The following is a 14,533-nucleotide window of genomic DNA, read 5'->3' as shown; positions in this document are numbered from 1 at the left end:
AATAAAACCGGTGTGTTGTGCGTTACAGTGCACCCTGCTCAGCTACCCCGGCATCAATCCACAAACTCCGTCTTGAAATCCCAGGCATCATACCCGCCCACATTGGCTGCGATACCGCCGGTGTGTTCCAGGAAAAAATGCACGGTGCGTAAAAATTCGCGGTAGTCTTCGAGCGAAGCTGCCTTGATTTCAAATGAGGCGACGCACAGGTTCTTGGCTTCCTGCACATTCTTTTTTTCTTTGTACTGGCCACCATCACGGTATTGCACATAGCGCGACAGTTCGTGTGCGGCATCGCCGCCTTTTTCACGGTGTACATACAAATGAAAGTCACTATTGCGGCCATTGGCATAGTGCTTGGTCAGCTTCAGCGTGGTCCAGTCTTTGGACTCGTCATCGCCATAAAAATCACCATCCGAATCAAATTCTTCTGCCTGCCAGAATGCCGGACAAAAATCATCTTCGCCTGGCATGGCGACATGGTCATACAGAACGATGATTTCAGAATAGATTTTCATGCTTCTCGCCTTAGCAGGTGTCAGACTATTTCATTCAATGCTTACTGAATACTTACTTCACGCTTTTCCAGATACAGACTTGGTTCCAAGCTTGGTTCACAGTTCAGTTACAAGCTCTATGTAAAATATAATGCCACAGTCACCAAAACTTGTCTTAGTTCATGATGTTTCCGTATGAAAAGACGTTTTAAAGAGACAGCCCGATTCACAGACTCTTTGAAAAACCTTGAATTGATAGCATTATCCAGATGTCTGTTCTACTGCGCATAGTGTAAGCTTTAGCAAGAGCCAGTGTGATCAAATTTATTTAAAAATCTTTAAAAGTGGGAGAAATCAAATCATGAGCATGGTCTTATGGATAAAACTTGAAAGCGACAGCGACGATGTTGCGCCAGACGACCTGGGCTACCTGCTTGACGAGCTGGAAGATATCGATGCACGCTGCGAAGAACTGGGTGTCTTGCCGTTAAGCGAGTTTGTTGATTATTCTGACGTTGAATACAACATGAGCGAAGATGACCTCGATGAAAGCTGGCTCACCGAGAACGCCAAATGGGTCAACCCCAGCGAACTTCTGCTCACCATACGCGCACTGGAAACCGCCCTGACCGAATCAGGCGACAACAATGAAGTGCTGGAAGAATTGCAGATCATCATACAGCGCTGCATGGAAGCTGAAAGCAATGCCGTGCAAGTGCGTTTGATTGCGGTGATGTAAAAAAAATCGCAAAATATAACAGCAATCGTCATTCGGGTGTGCCATGCGCACCGGCGTTCCTTGCGCCCAGCGTTCATCCATATGCAACGATGGTGCACGCGGCGCACCCTGCTACTTACAAAAAACTATATCTGCCATTATCCATCATCCATGCGCCGACTTTTCACTCTCGCTTTGTTCTCCATTCTTGCCAGTACTGCACATGCCACCAGCTTTGACTGCAACAAGACCAGCATGCCAGCAGAAAAACTGATTTGCCAGTCCGATGATCTCGGTGCACTGGATGAAAAGCTGACCAGTATGTATCAACAGGCTGTCCGCAAGGCCAGCCTGGTGGGAGATATTGATGGGCAAGCCGATTATTCGAATTACACCAGGGATTTGTTGCAGTCCAGCCAGCGAGATTGGTTGCAGTCGGTGCGCAACGCCTGCCAGGATGAGCAATGTCTGGAAGATGCCTACGACAAGCGCATGGAATTTATCCAGCAATGGCATGAGGATGCCGCCACAAACAGTAAGCTGGATGGCACCTACAATGACTATCACGTATCAGATTTTTCAGATGGCAAACATCTCAAAGTGAAAGATTGCCTGGTCCTGAAAAAAGTCGCGCCAGATCAAGTGCAACTTTTCACGGTCCTGGTCTTTGGTAACGGCCATCAGTGTCATCTGGAAGGCCGGTTCGCCAGGAAAGGCAAGGCTTACGTTTATATGCCAGACCCGAAACAACCCGAGCTCAGGAACTGCAAGGCCAGACTGCTCATCAAGCGGCATTACATCAGCCTGGCAGCACCAGACAGCGGTTGTGACCAGGGCTGTGGTGCCCGCGGGACGTTTATCCAAAACGCAGCTTTCTTGCGTACTGCCAAAAGCAGCAAGATTTGTGAGGGTGGCTTACGGGGTGGCATGTGAGTTACCAGGGAGAATGTGAGAGCGGCTCATCAAGGATTTTTTTGCATTCTTTTCAGCTCTCTGAAAAAAGAAAGTAGTGCCACAAAGTGCGTAGGGCAGGTAGCCAATTCTGCATCTGGCAGCGACCTTATATCAAGCTAGAGACCGCCTGCCAAACTCTTCTTCGCCATCCTGCTCACCGATGCATTGCCATCTTCTGCCGCCAGCGTAGCCAACGTCACCCAGGCCAGATCATGTGACTCTTCGCTGACACTAAATTCTTCACGTTGCGCCTGGAACAAAAAGCGCAGGTCGTAATGATAATGCGCGGGCTCGCTGCCTCTGGCGGGGATAGGGTGTACATCAACATCAAACAGTGCCTGGCTCAGTAATTGCAAATCGCTGATGCCACTTTCTTCACAAGCCTCGCGGGCAGCAGCGGCCTGTATGCTGGCGTCGCCGTCTTCGGTATGCCCACCCAGTTGCAACCAGCGGTTGAGCTTCTTGTGATGCGTCAGCAAGGCGGATGTGCCGTCTGGCGAGAGTATCCATGCAGATGCAGTGACATGCCCCGCCAGTGTGGCGCGACTGCTGCAGTTGGCGGTAGTGCACACAAAGGCCAGCGCACTTGTTAAATGCGCGGCTTCAGTGGCGTCGTAAGATTGATGGGCGAGAAGCAGGGCGATGAGCTGGGCTTGCATGATGCTTGTCCGGGATTCAAAACGCAGATTATAGCGGAGGGCATGCCAGCCTGTTCCTTCGACATGTGATTACTCAGCTCGGCTGCATGAATTTGCGGGCACGATATTTTTAGCCTGACCAAGTTGTTCAGGTATTCATGATGATGCTACACTCAAACATCATCATTTTATCGATAAGCCGGAGGGCGGGAACATGGCAAAGAAGGGGATTGTTTTCAAGGTGCTGGGCGTGATCGCTGGCCTGACGTTCATGGGTGCTGGTTTTTCTGAGCGCTCATCCCTTGCGCACTTGAAGTCCATAGGCAAACCCGCCGTGGTTGACCCCATCAGCAATTACACCAAACGCAAATCAGCCTACAGCGCTGAATTTACCTTCACCACAGAAAAGGGTGAAAAGATCACCCGAAATCATTCTTTCCCTTCTGAGCTGCTTGCCGATTTTGAAGCAGGCAGGCCCGTTAGTGTGTTGTATGACCCCAGTCATCCACATGAGTTTGTATTTGAAAAAGAAAAAACATCCTGGTACATGGTGCTTGGTGGAATTGCCTTTGCCATTGCTGCACTGGTGTTTGCCTGAGTGGCTGCTTTGCAGTAACGATGAACTCCCAATGTGTGAAGAGTAAGCACGTGTAGAGTGCGTAGTGTATGTTATGGCGCACCGATTTCTAATTGCAGCCATCCTCTTTTACCATCATAGGCGGTGCGTTAGAACGCACCCTACGCGCCGCACCTTCGCGACACCAGGCAACATATTACTTAAGTCTGCCAGAAATATGTAAGAGTGTTTTAAGGTCGTCTTCACTCGCGATTGTTCTGTTAAAAACACTATCACTATCAATGACGCAGCTGGTATTTCTATTGTAGTAAATCATCAGGTTGATCTCGCCTTGCGCAGGACATTCTGGAGCAGCGTCATACCTCCTGCCCAGTATGGTAGATGTACCTGCATGCCCCCAGGACCACTTCGCGCCAAATGCATGCGTCAATATTGGATGGCCAACTTCATGTGCAGCTGTCATGGCATACGAGCGCTCAGGGTCTGGTCCGTCGTTCTCATCGAAATACAGTGTGCCGGTAAAAAACGGATATGGATTGCGCGAGCGCCTGCTCAGGTTGCCAAGCAGGGGGCTGCCCGGGTTTGCCAGTGTCAGCGGCATTCCCTTTGCCGATTTTTCTGGAGTTACTTTAACAGCCCATTCTTCGCCCTTGAGCGAGATGGTTCTGCTCCAGTATTGTGCAATACCTTCATCGGCCAGCCTCGCATATTTTTCAAACTGCCCGTCACTGGGTTTGGTGGCTAGTCCTGCCAGACAGGTAACAAGTGATGGCTTGCCATAGTTCATGCGCAAGCTGATGTGGATGATTTTATGCTCATCATCCATGCGTGCAGTGGCATAAGCCAATGGGCGCTTGCTGCCATTGCGTATCTGCTCATCGCTGATGGCGCAGACAGGATGGAAGGCCGCATGCTCAGTGCCAGAATGTTTACTCTTGCCGGTACGCGTATGATGTGCCATATCCTTGATGATCAGACAGGAGACATATGCCTGGTCATTTTCAAATTAATGTGGTTAATGTGGTTAATGTGGTGGCCAGCCCACGTTATGAGGCAAACGCATTTCACCCTATTGATCAAATGAGTTCTTGTATCAAGGTAGTTCCGACTTGGGAATGAATGTTGAATAACCGTTAGGCTGCAAAAAAGTAATACCATCATTTGTTTCAATGACCTGGCATTTTTTCAGGTAAGAGATAATATCCTCATCCCGGTTGATGAGCGAAATGTCTACGCTGATATATCGTCGATAAAAGAAAACATTCAATACGTAGCGATCTTCCTCATGAGAATATCCATGCTTGTGTGTTCCATCAGATGAGATGGTGACATAATGGCCGCCTCTTTTTTTCTGATCTTCATATGAATAGATTTCGCGCACTTGCTCTCCGGGTTCATAGAACAGGAAGTAAATAAAGGCAAGCGGCGGGAGCAAGGCAAACAATATCAAGAAAAGAATACTCGCTACTTTTTTCAGGATGGCGTTCATGTTTTATCTCTGAGGATGACTTGGTTTTGGCATTTTACTTTGATCGATCTTTACAGTTGGATTCATTTCATTGCCGACTTTCCACGTGATGATAAGCGGTAGTTTTCCAGTCAACAGAAAATCTTTTGCTATGCCTTGTTTGTGAAACTCCGCCATATCTTTGTCAAGTATGTCCTTGGCGTTAAAAAGCGGTGTTTTTATTCTATCCCAATCGTAGGGATCAATATAGTTTAGTTCGAACTTCATGCTGAAGTTATCGCCGTTCCTTATTACCTTGGATTGCGAATACCCAGAAAAATTTCCACTGGCATAAAACCAGTTTTCAGTGCCTTCGGCAAAAACTCGCTGCTCCAGGCGCTTGGAAGAAAAATCAAGAGGGACACCGTCTTTGGCATTTTCTATTGCATATTTTATTGCACCGTTTCGTTGCGATAAATAGAGTTCTCTTCCAGCATCTGTTGTTTCTACTATTCTTTTCAAGTCAACTTGGTAATCTTCCCCCGTATTGCCCAAATAATGCTGCAAGTGCCTGGTCGCATCTGGAAGCGCAATAGATACAAAGGGCAATTCTGCTTGAATTGCAATTTTTTTCGCGAATTCAGAAAATCTTCGGGGATTTTCTCCCCACACACCGCTGCCTTTCCCCCTATTAATTGTTGGAATTTCTGATCCGTTGACAAACTCAGGCGTGGGGGCTTCGTTTCCATTGAAGGTAATAGGTGCTTCTTTAGTCTTTGGATGCGCAACGAGAGGAAAAGGTTTGAGTTCATTTGGATTCAATGCACTACGAAGTAAGCCTTCATTCCATTTTTCCAGCAATGCTTTATCCATTACTTTGTCGACTTTTTTGAAAGCGTCAAAATAATACTGTATGCCTTTTTTATTTTCCGAATCTGGGCTTTTTTCCCATTGCAAAAGTTGTACAGGGTCATTCGAAGCCAGTAAAGGATATTGCCCTTTTCCACTGTCCCAGGATGAGCTGCTGATGTCTTTACTCATCTCATTGAGTAACTCATTGTTATCTGAATTATTGAAGTGATTGGAATAAAAACCCTGTTCAATTTTATTGTATGGAAGTAAAGTTGGCGAATTCAGTTGCTGCTCTACGCGTGAATCAGTGAAATGCTCATGTTGATCGATATGATCCTCATAAGGAACTCGCATCATCGGGACATCATTTTCCGATTCACCGGGTAAAATAAATTGTGGCTTACTGCCTTTTGATTCAGGATAAGAAAATCTATTGAGCAACCCCATTTTTCCGGGCATTGCATCTTGCTCTGCAGGTCCAGAAGACGGATATTCACCTTCCTGTTCATTTACAGAATTGTGGGACCATCTATCCACATCGTTTACCTGCATCACAGGTTCATTCGCGTCTGATTCATCATTCGCCGCCATAACACGCAATAACAAACCTTTGACTGGTGCCTGGCCTGGCGTTTGTTCTTTGTCGCTGCTGTATGGCGCAAATGACTGGAAGTTGCTGCTTCCACCTGGCAGCCTGTCGTATATACGCGGGTTTTGATACTCGCCGGTGTCGTTGATTTCTGCAAATGGCATCAGCCTGATGTGGCCCTGGTTGCCGGGCTGCCCTGGATAGCTCTCAGTGAGCAGGGTGGAGGTATAGAATCCTGGGCTGGATGAGGGCAGGTCTGGGGCTGCCCAGTCGCTGTACTGTTCATCGCCAGCTTCATCCAGGGAGCTGATGAGGTAGGGCAGGCCATCCTGGCCTATGATGCGTTTGATTGCCATGATATTCCTGTGAAGTGGCGATTTTTTTGTTTATACCCAGTATGTGCCTGGCAGAAAAAATGCCATGTCATGCATGCTTGTTAAATGATGCTCTGTAAGCAGTGCGTCGGGTGCCTGCAACGCACTGCATGAAAGCGTTGATCACGCCTATGCGCATTGACCCGAGGGAATGCGAAATTACCTGTGGCGCATTACTAAGCGCCCTACATCTTCGCCTGGATCAAAGCGCATGAAGCACATAAAGCCAGTAGGGTGCGTTGCAACGCACCGCATGTAAGCATCGGTCACGACCATGCAGACTGACCTGGTAAATGTGTAAATTACATGCGGCGCTGCCCTACCATCCGGAAATTACGGTCTGTAGGAGTGGTTTCAGCAGCGAACCTGGTGGCCCTTGCTAGCATTCGCGGCTAAAGCTGCTCCTACGGTGATACTTGTTGATTGCATGGCATGGCCATGCTCCGGGTGTTTGAATTGTCGTCAGGCTTCACCATACAGCGCAATCATCAAGGGATCAGTGCGGCGGATTTTTTCTGCACTGGGCTTGATCTGGCGGGTGTAGATGGTGGGCGCTGGCTTGCCGCTGTGCCAGCCAAACTGCAGCTTGCTGCGGCCACGGTTGTTGGGGATGGCGCGTTGTACGACGTGACCAGAAAAGCACAGGTCGGCAACCAGCTTGCGGGCATAATTTTCTGAAGTGCGCAACTCGCGCATGATGTCTTCAATGAAGAGGAATTTGTCACTCAGGATTTGCGCTACCTGGGCATAGCGTACGGCGATGTCGTTTCTCATGATGTGTCCTTTCGGCGGTTGTTTGGGTTGTTACTTCCTCCTCATTGAAGAGGAGGGGATTGCGATTACTTTTATATGTTTGGTTTTTAGTGCTGATCAAAACGGCAAATCATCATCCATGTTGTCCCAGGTCTCAGGGGCGCGGGCTGGCTGGGGTGTTCTTGCGGGTGTGCCATCAGCACCACCGGCCGGCGCTGGCCTGCTGCCCAGCATCTGCATGGTGTCGCCGCGTACTTCGGTGATGGATTTTTCTGCACCATCCTTGTCTTTGTATTTGCGTGTGCGCAGGCTGCCTTCGATGTAGACGGATGCCCCTTTTTTGAGGTGCATGCCTACCACTTCTGCCAGGCGGCCAAAGAAGCTGATGCGGTGCCATTCAGTGCGCTCTTTGCGCTCGCCAGTGGACTTGTCTTTCCAGCTGTCGGCGGTGGCGATGGTGATGCTGCTAATGGCTTCGCCACTGGGGGCATAACGGGTTTCAGGGTCGCGGCCCAGGTTGCCGACGAGGATAACTTTATTGACAGATGCCATGTGTGTTGTCGCCTTGCGGTAAGAAAAATCGTTCAGTGTTGCAATGCTGTCTTGCATGCCGCCAGGCGGCTGTAACCCAGGTTCCTGATCATGCGGTAGACCGCGCACATGATGCGCACACGCATGTGCAGGTGGTTGATGAGGGCGTGTGTATCGTTCATGTGCTGGTTTTCTCTAAAGTCTGGCAAAGTTGACGCAGGGCTTGCGCTTCATCGGCGGCAAACCAGTGATTATCTTGTGGCAGTTTTGCAGCCAGGGCCTGTGCCTTGTCCAGCAGCTCTGGTGCCATCGCCCACAGGCGGGCATTGGCAATGGCTTCGTCAGACGGTTGCAGGGCATCCGGGTTGCAGATCTTGCCGTTGGCATCGTAATGCGCCTCGGCCTGCCAACCATAGGCAATCGCCATGCACTGGCTGCTGCGCGCATCGAACAAGGCATTGCCGACGGCGTGTAATTGGCGGCTATGTTTCATTGCACACTCGCGCCAAAGCCAGTCATGCGTTCTGCCTCTTGCGCCAGTTGGCGCAGGTCGCTGCGTTCAGCGCGTGGCATACTCATTTGTTGTGCCGTTATTTTTGTCGTGAGCTGTGCATTCACTGATGCACTCACTGAGGCATGCAGTGTCGCGGCGGCCTTGCTGGCAGGCGCTGCCTGTTGTTCAGGCTGCTCTGTGCCGGGTTGTTTGTCTTCTTCATTATTGATGATGCTGAGCACGGCGCAGATGACGATGTACGCCAGGGCAGTGACCAGCCAGTCTGTCAGGGATGTTTTCATACTAGTCCTCACAAAATTTTGGGCGAGCGCGTACACAGCGAAAAAACGCACTCGTTCTCGTGTTAAAAAATAGGTGTTAGTTGCTGGATGTAAGTCTGCTGGATGTAAATCTGCAGGGTAAAACTGTTGCTGCTATAGCTGGCCATTGCGGCTGGCTGTTGATGCTGAAAAAACTGGTGACAATGTGATGCGCTGGCCTTGCCCGCCGCGGGTGAACGCGGCAGCAGAATATGCAAGGCCAGCGCAGACAAGGTGCCGGACGCTGACCCCGGCAAGCGCGAAATTGGCCGCGACCCAATTTCACCAGCGTATACTTTTGTGTGCGCAATATGATCAGATGCGGATCAGTTGGATAGTGTTGTGATTATTGAGATTACTGCTGCCAGTCTGATAAAACCTTCGCCATCATCCGGCCAAAGTTTTCATATCGCCCCTGGTCCAGCATGCTGGCCAGTTTGTCGCATTGTTCCATACTGCATTCTGCAAAGGCGTCGATCAGGTTTTGCCCGTTCATGAGCACCGCAGTAGATGCAGTGGCAGGCTGGGCATAGTAAGTTTTAGGCAATCCGAAATAAGTTTGCGTGCTCATTTGTCGCTTTCTTTGTTTGTCTGACCATGTATAGAACTATACGCTTTTGTATTAAACGAGTCAATACGAAATTGTATTGAAAAGTATGATTTCGTATGGAATTGTTGGTTATATGTAAACGCGGAAAGTGCTGGATTTGGTATAAAGAAATTGGCTGAAGCGGGCAGTGAAATGCTTGCTCTGTGGGTTATGCGTCTTGCACCACGGACAGAATTAAAGAATGTCAGTTTTTGCAGTGAGACGCACACAGAGGTAGATAGGCGCTATAAGAGAAGAAACCCTTATATGCTGGTCACGTCGGCATATAGAATCAATATGTCGATTTTTTAAATACTATCGACATATCTATAAATTTACTGTGCAGTTTTGTCTAACGAGGGTTCCCAAGTTGGGTTTAATCCCCCATCACTTCCACCGTCAGCCGGTCAAGATTCTGCTCATTCGCCGGTACGACAATATGCTCAATGCTGTTGGCGATGTCCGGGTTTTCAAAAACCTGCGACCACGACACCAGGGTGCCCGTCGCCGATGGTGCCAAGGTAATGGTCAGGCGGAACCGGGGTTCTGAAACGTGTTGCACGACGACCCTGCTGGGGGCTTCTATCTCGGCAAACTGGCTTTCGTTGAGATAGTTCTTGTCATCCGGCCCATGCATGATGAAAGACCACTGGCCGCCAGGTTTGAACTCGCAGATGCTGAAAGTATTGGTGAAACCAGCAGGCCCCCACCAGCGCGCCAGGCGTTGCGGGTCGCTGATGGCGGCGAAGACTTGCTCAGGGGGGGAAGGGATGTCGCGCGAGGTGAAGAAAGTAGTCATATGCGTCTTCCTTGATGTAGTTTGCTAAGTCTGTAGTGTAGTTGGATATGGTGAATACAGTGGAAGCAGTGAATAAATTGCTGAGGTCAAGCTCCACTCAGCAGCACACCAGCAGCTTCAAGCAGGCCGGTTTGCTGCCTGCGCCTGCCATTCATCCCGCAGCAGGCCAAACATCCAGGTGTCCTTGATTTCGCCCTTCATCTTCCAGCGCTGGCGCAGCAAACCTTCCTGGACAAAGCCCAGTTTCTTCAAAAGCTGGGCAGAGGCGGGGTTGCGCGGATCAACTTCAGCTTCTATGCGGTTGATACCCATCTCGCCAAAAGCATGCTTGAGCAGGGCGCGCACGGCTTCTGCCATGTAGCCGCCGCCCCAGTGCGATTGGGCCAGGGCATAGCCGATTTCGGCCCGCTCACTGTCGGTATCAAAGCGGAACAGCAGGCAAGAGCCGATGACCTTGTTACTTTCTTTATCAACGATCACGCATTGCAAGGCACTTGCCTGCGCCGCCATGTCCTTGGCACGCTGATACCAGCTATGGGCAGCAAGCGTGTCTTGCCAGGTGATATAGGGCAAAAAGCGGGTGACGGTATCGTCAGAAAATACCTGGAACAAATCAGGCAGATCGCCTTCTTCTATCGTGCGCACGATCAGGCGCGGAGTGTGGAGGGGATGTGGCAACTTGGTTTGCATGAGACTTGATCATCCAATCATGATGGTGAGCAGGGGCATAGCACTCTGAATGAGTGCCTATCATAGCAAATCAGCATGGGAAAGTGCGGCGACATTGAGATGACACTGCGGTGCTACATATATATACCGCCATATACCGCCCCTTCATACCGCACTTTCAGGGGCATTGATCAACCGCCTTGCCTGTATACAAAGCGCCCGATGATCTTCAGCAGGCCCACGTTTTCAGGTGTGATGCGCTCATCGGGATAAGTGCGCTTGTCAGGGTTGCGGCTTTCCAGGACCCAGGTGCCATCGATTTCGCGGCGAAGTTGCTTGATGCGCAGGCCGTCAGGATGCTGGATGGCAAAGATCTTGCCGCTTTGCGGTTCAGTCTTGGTCTGGTCGATGATGACCATGTCGCCATCGACGATAAAGTCAGCCATCGAGCTGCCATCGGCATAGATGGCAGCCAGGTTTTCTGCCTTGACGCCGTATTTCTTGAAAAAGCCGACTTCTTTAATCAGCTGGCCCTTGGGTTCGGCATCTTCATTATGTGCGCCGCCACCGCATGAACCTTTGGCTGCATAGTAATTAATAGCAGCAATGCCGACATGCTCATCATTGGCCGCAGCTGGCTGGTTTGATTCATAGCCGCGCAAATCCTTGCTGCGCAAGTCTGACAGGCTGACATTAAAGAACTTGGCAATCGGCGCCAGCGACGAAGTGCGCGGGTCCTTGGTGATGCCCTCGACGATACGGAATATCGTCGCCTGCGGCACCCTGACTTCATCAGGGAACATTTTTTCCAGGGCAGTTGCCAACGAAGTCGGGTTCATGCCCGACTTATCCATGAGGTATTTGATATTAGTTTTCGCGTCCATGAGCGCATTATGCGTTATCGCATAAAAAATGCCAAGAACAATACGAAAAAAACTTGGATCGCAATACGAAAGTGTATATAATTGAGTTTGTGGGGATGAGCTCGTTTACTTTAAACAAGCCGCCCACTGTATAAATTCAATAATCCCGATCAAATAAACATACTAGCCGTTCGCCTGCCTTGATTCATTACCGCGCGAATGCTGTTTAACTATCTACTTATCCGCCGGGATTCCCCGGCCACCATCAGCCGCCTTTTGTTCTGGCGATCCGGCTGATTATTTTGTCGCGTTTTCAGCGACCGAGGCCCCTCATGCAAGGGGCATAAATTTTACGATGAAGACCTCTCGAAACAGAGGCATAGAGAAAAGCGAAGGCGAAGGTGCGCTGTATCTGTAGGTTGGGCCGGGCCTCGCTAGGCTACGTTTTACCAGCCCAACCTACGCACTTGCCAACACTCTCGTTTTACTAACGTTTCGCTTTTCTCTGTGCCCCTCTGTGCCCCCTCTGTGTCTCTGTGTTCAGAGGTCTTCCCTGTTTAAAAAACACAAACCAAGCTGCCCAGGCAGCCACACGACGACAACATGAAAATACAAAATGACATCCTGCGTCAGGTGTTCGCACGCGCACGCCTGTTGGGGCAAGCCTGCGGAACAGATCAAGTATCCGCATACGCATCAACACAAACAAAGGTCTGCCTATGCTGAGCCAGTCACCCGCAACCACCGACTGGCAGCATCTGGACAACCGGGTGATTTCCCCCACCCACACCATCACACCACGCCGTTTATGCAAAGGCCCGCGTTGTCGTCACGGGCGTGGACAAATGCGCTCGATACGGCAGTTTTGCAATGCGCAGAACCAGCCTGTGTATACGTATTGCAAATTATGTCGTGGTGGGTAGCGAAAGCTGCAATTTTTAAGGTCTTAAAGTGATAAAAGGAAAATGCTGAGATGGCACGCGCAAGAAATATCAAACCCGGTTTTTTTACCAATGATGTGCTGGCAGACATACCCGCCCTCGGGCGTTTATTGTTTGTCGGCCTCTGGACCATTGCCGACAGAGCAGGACGGCTGGAAGACCGCGTCAAAAAAATCAAGGCCAAGGTCTTGCCTTATGACGACTGTGATGTGGATTGCCTGCTCAGCATACTTGATGCGCGTGGCTTCATTCATCGTTATGTGGTGGGTGACAATCACTATATCCAGATCTGCAAATGGGATGCGCACCAAAACCCGCACGTCAAAGAAAATGACAGCCTCATTCCGGCACCAGACCAGCACCAGATGATGACCGTGCCAGGCATGATGCCAGCACCAGAGTTAACCGGAACTGGCCCGGCTGATTCCCTTAACCTGATTCCTGATCCCCTTAACCGGATTCCTGATTCCCTTAACCCTGAAGCTGTCACGGCTTTGCCTCGCCAGGATATTGCCGATAAAAAAACGGCCGCTGCCAAGCCAAAAAAATCAGGCAAATTCGACGAATGCCCTGCCGAATTCGAAACCGCCTGGCAAGCCTATCCACGCCGACCCGGTGCCAGCAAAAAAGAAGCCTGGCAAGCCTGGCTGGCACGACGGCGTGATGGTGTCGATGCAACCCTCATGGTCGATGGCGTCAAGCGTTATGCCGCCTACATCGCCGCCAGCGGGCAGGCACCCAGGTTCGTCAAGCATGCTGCGACCTTCTTTGGCCCTTACGAGCACTACAAGGCCGACTGGAGCATGCCTGAGCATCAGGCACCACCCGCCAGCAGCAAGCACACAGGGTTTGCCAACACCAACTACACACAGGGGATAGCCCAGGATGGTTCATTCTGACAGCAGCAGTTTTGTCCGCGTCGGCGGTATGCAGCTTGGCAGCGAGCAAAGGCAATGCCAGCAGCACGGTAGCTACACCGCCTACTCGCACAAGTCCGGCATCTGGTCTGCCTGCGAGCAATGCCAAGAAGCCAGCGATGCACAACAACGCCAGGCCAGCATCCGCCAACAACGGCAAGCGCAACAAGCCGCACTGTGGAAAAAACGCCTCGGCCGTGCCGCCATTCCGGCACGCTTTGCAGAACGCAACCTGCAAAATTATCACCCGACCTGCGCCGCTGCAGAGCAGGCATTGCGCAATTGCCAGGCCTATGCGCAAGAGTTTGATGCTGTCCTCAAAACGGGCCGCAGCCTGATCTTTTGCGGCAGCGTCGGCACAGGCAAAACCCATCTGGCGGTGGGCATCGCCAGGCACATCATGGATGCAGGCAAGCAGGCCGTGATGAGCTCCGTTTTAAAAGCAGTACGCCGCATCAAAGAAAGCTACCGCCGCGACAGCCCTCACACCGAGGCGGAATTGATACAGGAATTTGTTGAACCAGATTTATTGATACTCGACGAAGTCGGCGTGCAGTTCGGCAGCGAGACAGAAAAAATGCTGCTCTTCGACATCATCAATGGCCGCTACGAAGTCATGAAACCCAGCATCCTCATCAGCAACCTGGGGCTGGCAGAACTCGAACGCTACATCGGCCCCCGCGCCATGGACAGGCTACGCGAAGGCGGTGGTAAAGCCGTGGTGTTTGATTGGGATTCGTACCGGCGGGTGGTTTGATATAGATCGTCAAAACCACTCACCACAGAGGCACAGAGACACAGAGTTAACACCGAGAAATGCAAAGCCGTTGAGAAATTGAAGCGTTGGTAGATACGTAGGTTGGGCCGGTAAAGCGTAGCCTAGCGAGGCCCGGCCCAACCTACACAACAAACATGCGCCCAGCCTTTCCCCGTACCTCTGTGTTGAGAGATCTTAAGGTTTTAAAGTTTTAAAAAATACGCAAGCAACACCTCTACAGCCCATGCATAACAA

Annotated in this window: 19 protein-coding genes; 5 read left to right on the top strand and 14 right to left on the bottom strand. The window is 50.6% G+C overall.

Annotated features, from left to right (window positions below; all coding sequences use genetic code 11):
• Positions 1 to 53: 53 nt before the first annotated feature.
• Complete coding sequence (locus tag AC3WQT_RS01280) at positions 54 to 518, bottom strand: hypothetical protein (protein WP_492701473.1); 465 nt, start codon at positions 516 to 518, stop codon at positions 54 to 56.
• A gap of 340 nt (positions 519 to 858) precedes the next feature.
• On the opposite strand from AC3WQT_RS01280, the gene AC3WQT_RS01275 reads away from it, so the two are divergent.
• Both AC3WQT_RS01275 and AC3WQT_RS01270 read left to right on the top strand, forming a co-directional pair.
• Positions 859 to 1,236 (top strand): hypothetical protein, encoded by a 378-nt coding sequence (locus AC3WQT_RS01275; protein WP_492701471.1) that lies wholly within the window; start codon positions 859 to 861, stop codon positions 1,234 to 1,236.
• A gap of 150 nt (positions 1,237 to 1,386) precedes the next feature.
• A complete protein-coding gene (locus AC3WQT_RS01270; protein WP_492701469.1) occupies positions 1,387 to 2,148 on the top strand; it encodes a lysozyme inhibitor LprI family protein in 762 nt (253 codons plus the stop codon).
• A gap of 137 nt (positions 2,149 to 2,285) precedes the next feature.
• Here AC3WQT_RS01270 and AC3WQT_RS01265 read toward each other — a convergent pair whose 3' ends face one another.
• Positions 2,286 to 2,828, bottom strand: a complete 543-nt coding sequence (locus AC3WQT_RS01265; RefSeq protein ID WP_492701467.1) for an NUDIX hydrolase — start codon at positions 2,826 to 2,828, stop codon at positions 2,286 to 2,288.
• 193 nt (positions 2,829 to 3,021) lie between these two features.
• Between AC3WQT_RS01265 and AC3WQT_RS01260 the strand changes: the two genes are divergently transcribed.
• The gene (locus AC3WQT_RS01260; protein ID WP_492701465.1) at positions 3,022 to 3,405 is read left to right on the top strand and encodes a DUF3592 domain-containing protein; all 384 of its coding nucleotides are present in this window, start codon (positions 3,022 to 3,024) and stop codon (positions 3,403 to 3,405) included.
• A 175-nt stretch (positions 3,406 to 3,580) separates the two neighbouring features.
• Here AC3WQT_RS01260 and AC3WQT_RS01255 read toward each other — a convergent pair whose 3' ends face one another.
• From AC3WQT_RS01255 to AC3WQT_RS01200, 12 genes are all read right to left on the bottom strand, one after another.
• The gene (locus tag AC3WQT_RS01255; protein WP_492701463.1) at positions 3,581 to 4,345 is read right to left on the bottom strand and encodes a hypothetical protein; all 765 of its coding nucleotides are present in this window, start codon (positions 4,343 to 4,345) and stop codon (positions 3,581 to 3,583) included.
• A 132-nt stretch (positions 4,346 to 4,477) separates the two neighbouring features.
• On the bottom strand, positions 4,478 to 4,873 hold the full coding sequence (locus AC3WQT_RS01250) for a hypothetical protein (RefSeq protein ID WP_492701461.1): 396 nt from the start codon (positions 4,871 to 4,873) through the stop codon (positions 4,478 to 4,480).
• A gap of 3 nt (positions 4,874 to 4,876) precedes the next feature.
• Complete coding sequence (locus AC3WQT_RS01245) at positions 4,877 to 6,628, bottom strand: hypothetical protein (RefSeq protein ID WP_492701459.1); 1,752 nt, start codon at positions 6,626 to 6,628, stop codon at positions 4,877 to 4,879.
• 480 nt (positions 6,629 to 7,108) lie between these two features.
• Positions 7,109 to 7,420, bottom strand: a complete 312-nt coding sequence (locus AC3WQT_RS01240) for a hypothetical protein (protein WP_423012319.1) — start codon at positions 7,418 to 7,420, stop codon at positions 7,109 to 7,111.
• Positions 7,421 to 7,516: 96 nt separating this feature from the next.
• Positions 7,517 to 7,951 carry a single-stranded DNA-binding protein gene (ssb, locus tag AC3WQT_RS01235; protein WP_492702511.1) on the bottom strand — a complete coding sequence of 145 codons (435 nt, stop codon included), beginning with the start codon at positions 7,949 to 7,951 and terminating at the stop codon, positions 7,517 to 7,519.
• A 32-nt stretch (positions 7,952 to 7,983) separates the two neighbouring features.
• On the bottom strand, positions 7,984 to 8,112 hold the full coding sequence (locus tag AC3WQT_RS01230) for a hypothetical protein (RefSeq protein ID WP_423009173.1): 129 nt from the start codon (positions 8,110 to 8,112) through the stop codon (positions 7,984 to 7,986).
• The gene (locus AC3WQT_RS01225; protein WP_492701457.1) at positions 8,109 to 8,423 is read right to left on the bottom strand and encodes a hypothetical protein; all 315 of its coding nucleotides are present in this window, start codon (positions 8,421 to 8,423) and stop codon (positions 8,109 to 8,111) included. The genes AC3WQT_RS01230 and AC3WQT_RS01225 overlap by 4 nt, the downstream gene beginning before the upstream one ends.
• Positions 8,420 to 8,725, bottom strand: a complete 306-nt coding sequence (locus AC3WQT_RS01220; protein WP_492701455.1) for a hypothetical protein — start codon at positions 8,723 to 8,725, stop codon at positions 8,420 to 8,422. The genes AC3WQT_RS01225 and AC3WQT_RS01220 overlap by 4 nt, the downstream gene beginning before the upstream one ends.
• A 373-nt stretch (positions 8,726 to 9,098) precedes the next feature.
• On the bottom strand, positions 9,099 to 9,314 hold the full coding sequence (locus tag AC3WQT_RS01215; RefSeq protein WP_492701453.1) for a hypothetical protein: 216 nt from the start codon (positions 9,312 to 9,314) through the stop codon (positions 9,099 to 9,101).
• Between the two features lie 394 nt (positions 9,315 to 9,708).
• On the bottom strand, positions 9,709 to 10,131 hold the full coding sequence (locus tag AC3WQT_RS01210) for an SRPBCC family protein (RefSeq protein ID WP_492701451.1): 423 nt from the start codon (positions 10,129 to 10,131) through the stop codon (positions 9,709 to 9,711).
• A 117-nt stretch (positions 10,132 to 10,248) separates the two neighbouring features.
• Complete coding sequence (locus tag AC3WQT_RS01205) at positions 10,249 to 10,821, bottom strand: GNAT family N-acetyltransferase (protein ID WP_492701449.1); 573 nt, start codon at positions 10,819 to 10,821, stop codon at positions 10,249 to 10,251.
• Positions 10,822 to 10,991: 170 nt separating this feature from the next.
• Positions 10,992 to 11,684, bottom strand: coding sequence for a LexA family transcriptional regulator (locus AC3WQT_RS01200; protein WP_492701447.1), 693 nt, complete (start codon positions 11,682 to 11,684; stop codon positions 10,992 to 10,994).
• Between the two features lie 952 nt (positions 11,685 to 12,636).
• Between AC3WQT_RS01200 and AC3WQT_RS01195 the strand changes: the two genes are divergently transcribed.
• Together AC3WQT_RS01195 and AC3WQT_RS01190 are read left to right on the top strand one after the other, a co-directional pair.
• Positions 12,637 to 13,503 carry a hypothetical protein gene (locus AC3WQT_RS01195; RefSeq protein ID WP_492701445.1) on the top strand — a complete coding sequence of 289 codons (867 nt, stop codon included), beginning with the start codon at positions 12,637 to 12,639 and terminating at the stop codon, positions 13,501 to 13,503.
• Positions 13,490 to 14,278, top strand: coding sequence for an ATP-binding protein (locus AC3WQT_RS01190; RefSeq protein ID WP_492701443.1), 789 nt, complete (start codon positions 13,490 to 13,492; stop codon positions 14,276 to 14,278). Before AC3WQT_RS01195 ends, AC3WQT_RS01190 begins: the two co-directional genes overlap by 14 nt.
• Positions 14,279 to 14,533: the final 255 nt, after the last annotated feature.

The sequence above is a fragment of the Undibacterium sp. FW305-107 genome, from assembly GCF_058788535.1.
Note: the sequence above shows the minus strand (reverse complement) of the source record. Positions and strands in the feature narration are given on the sequence as shown.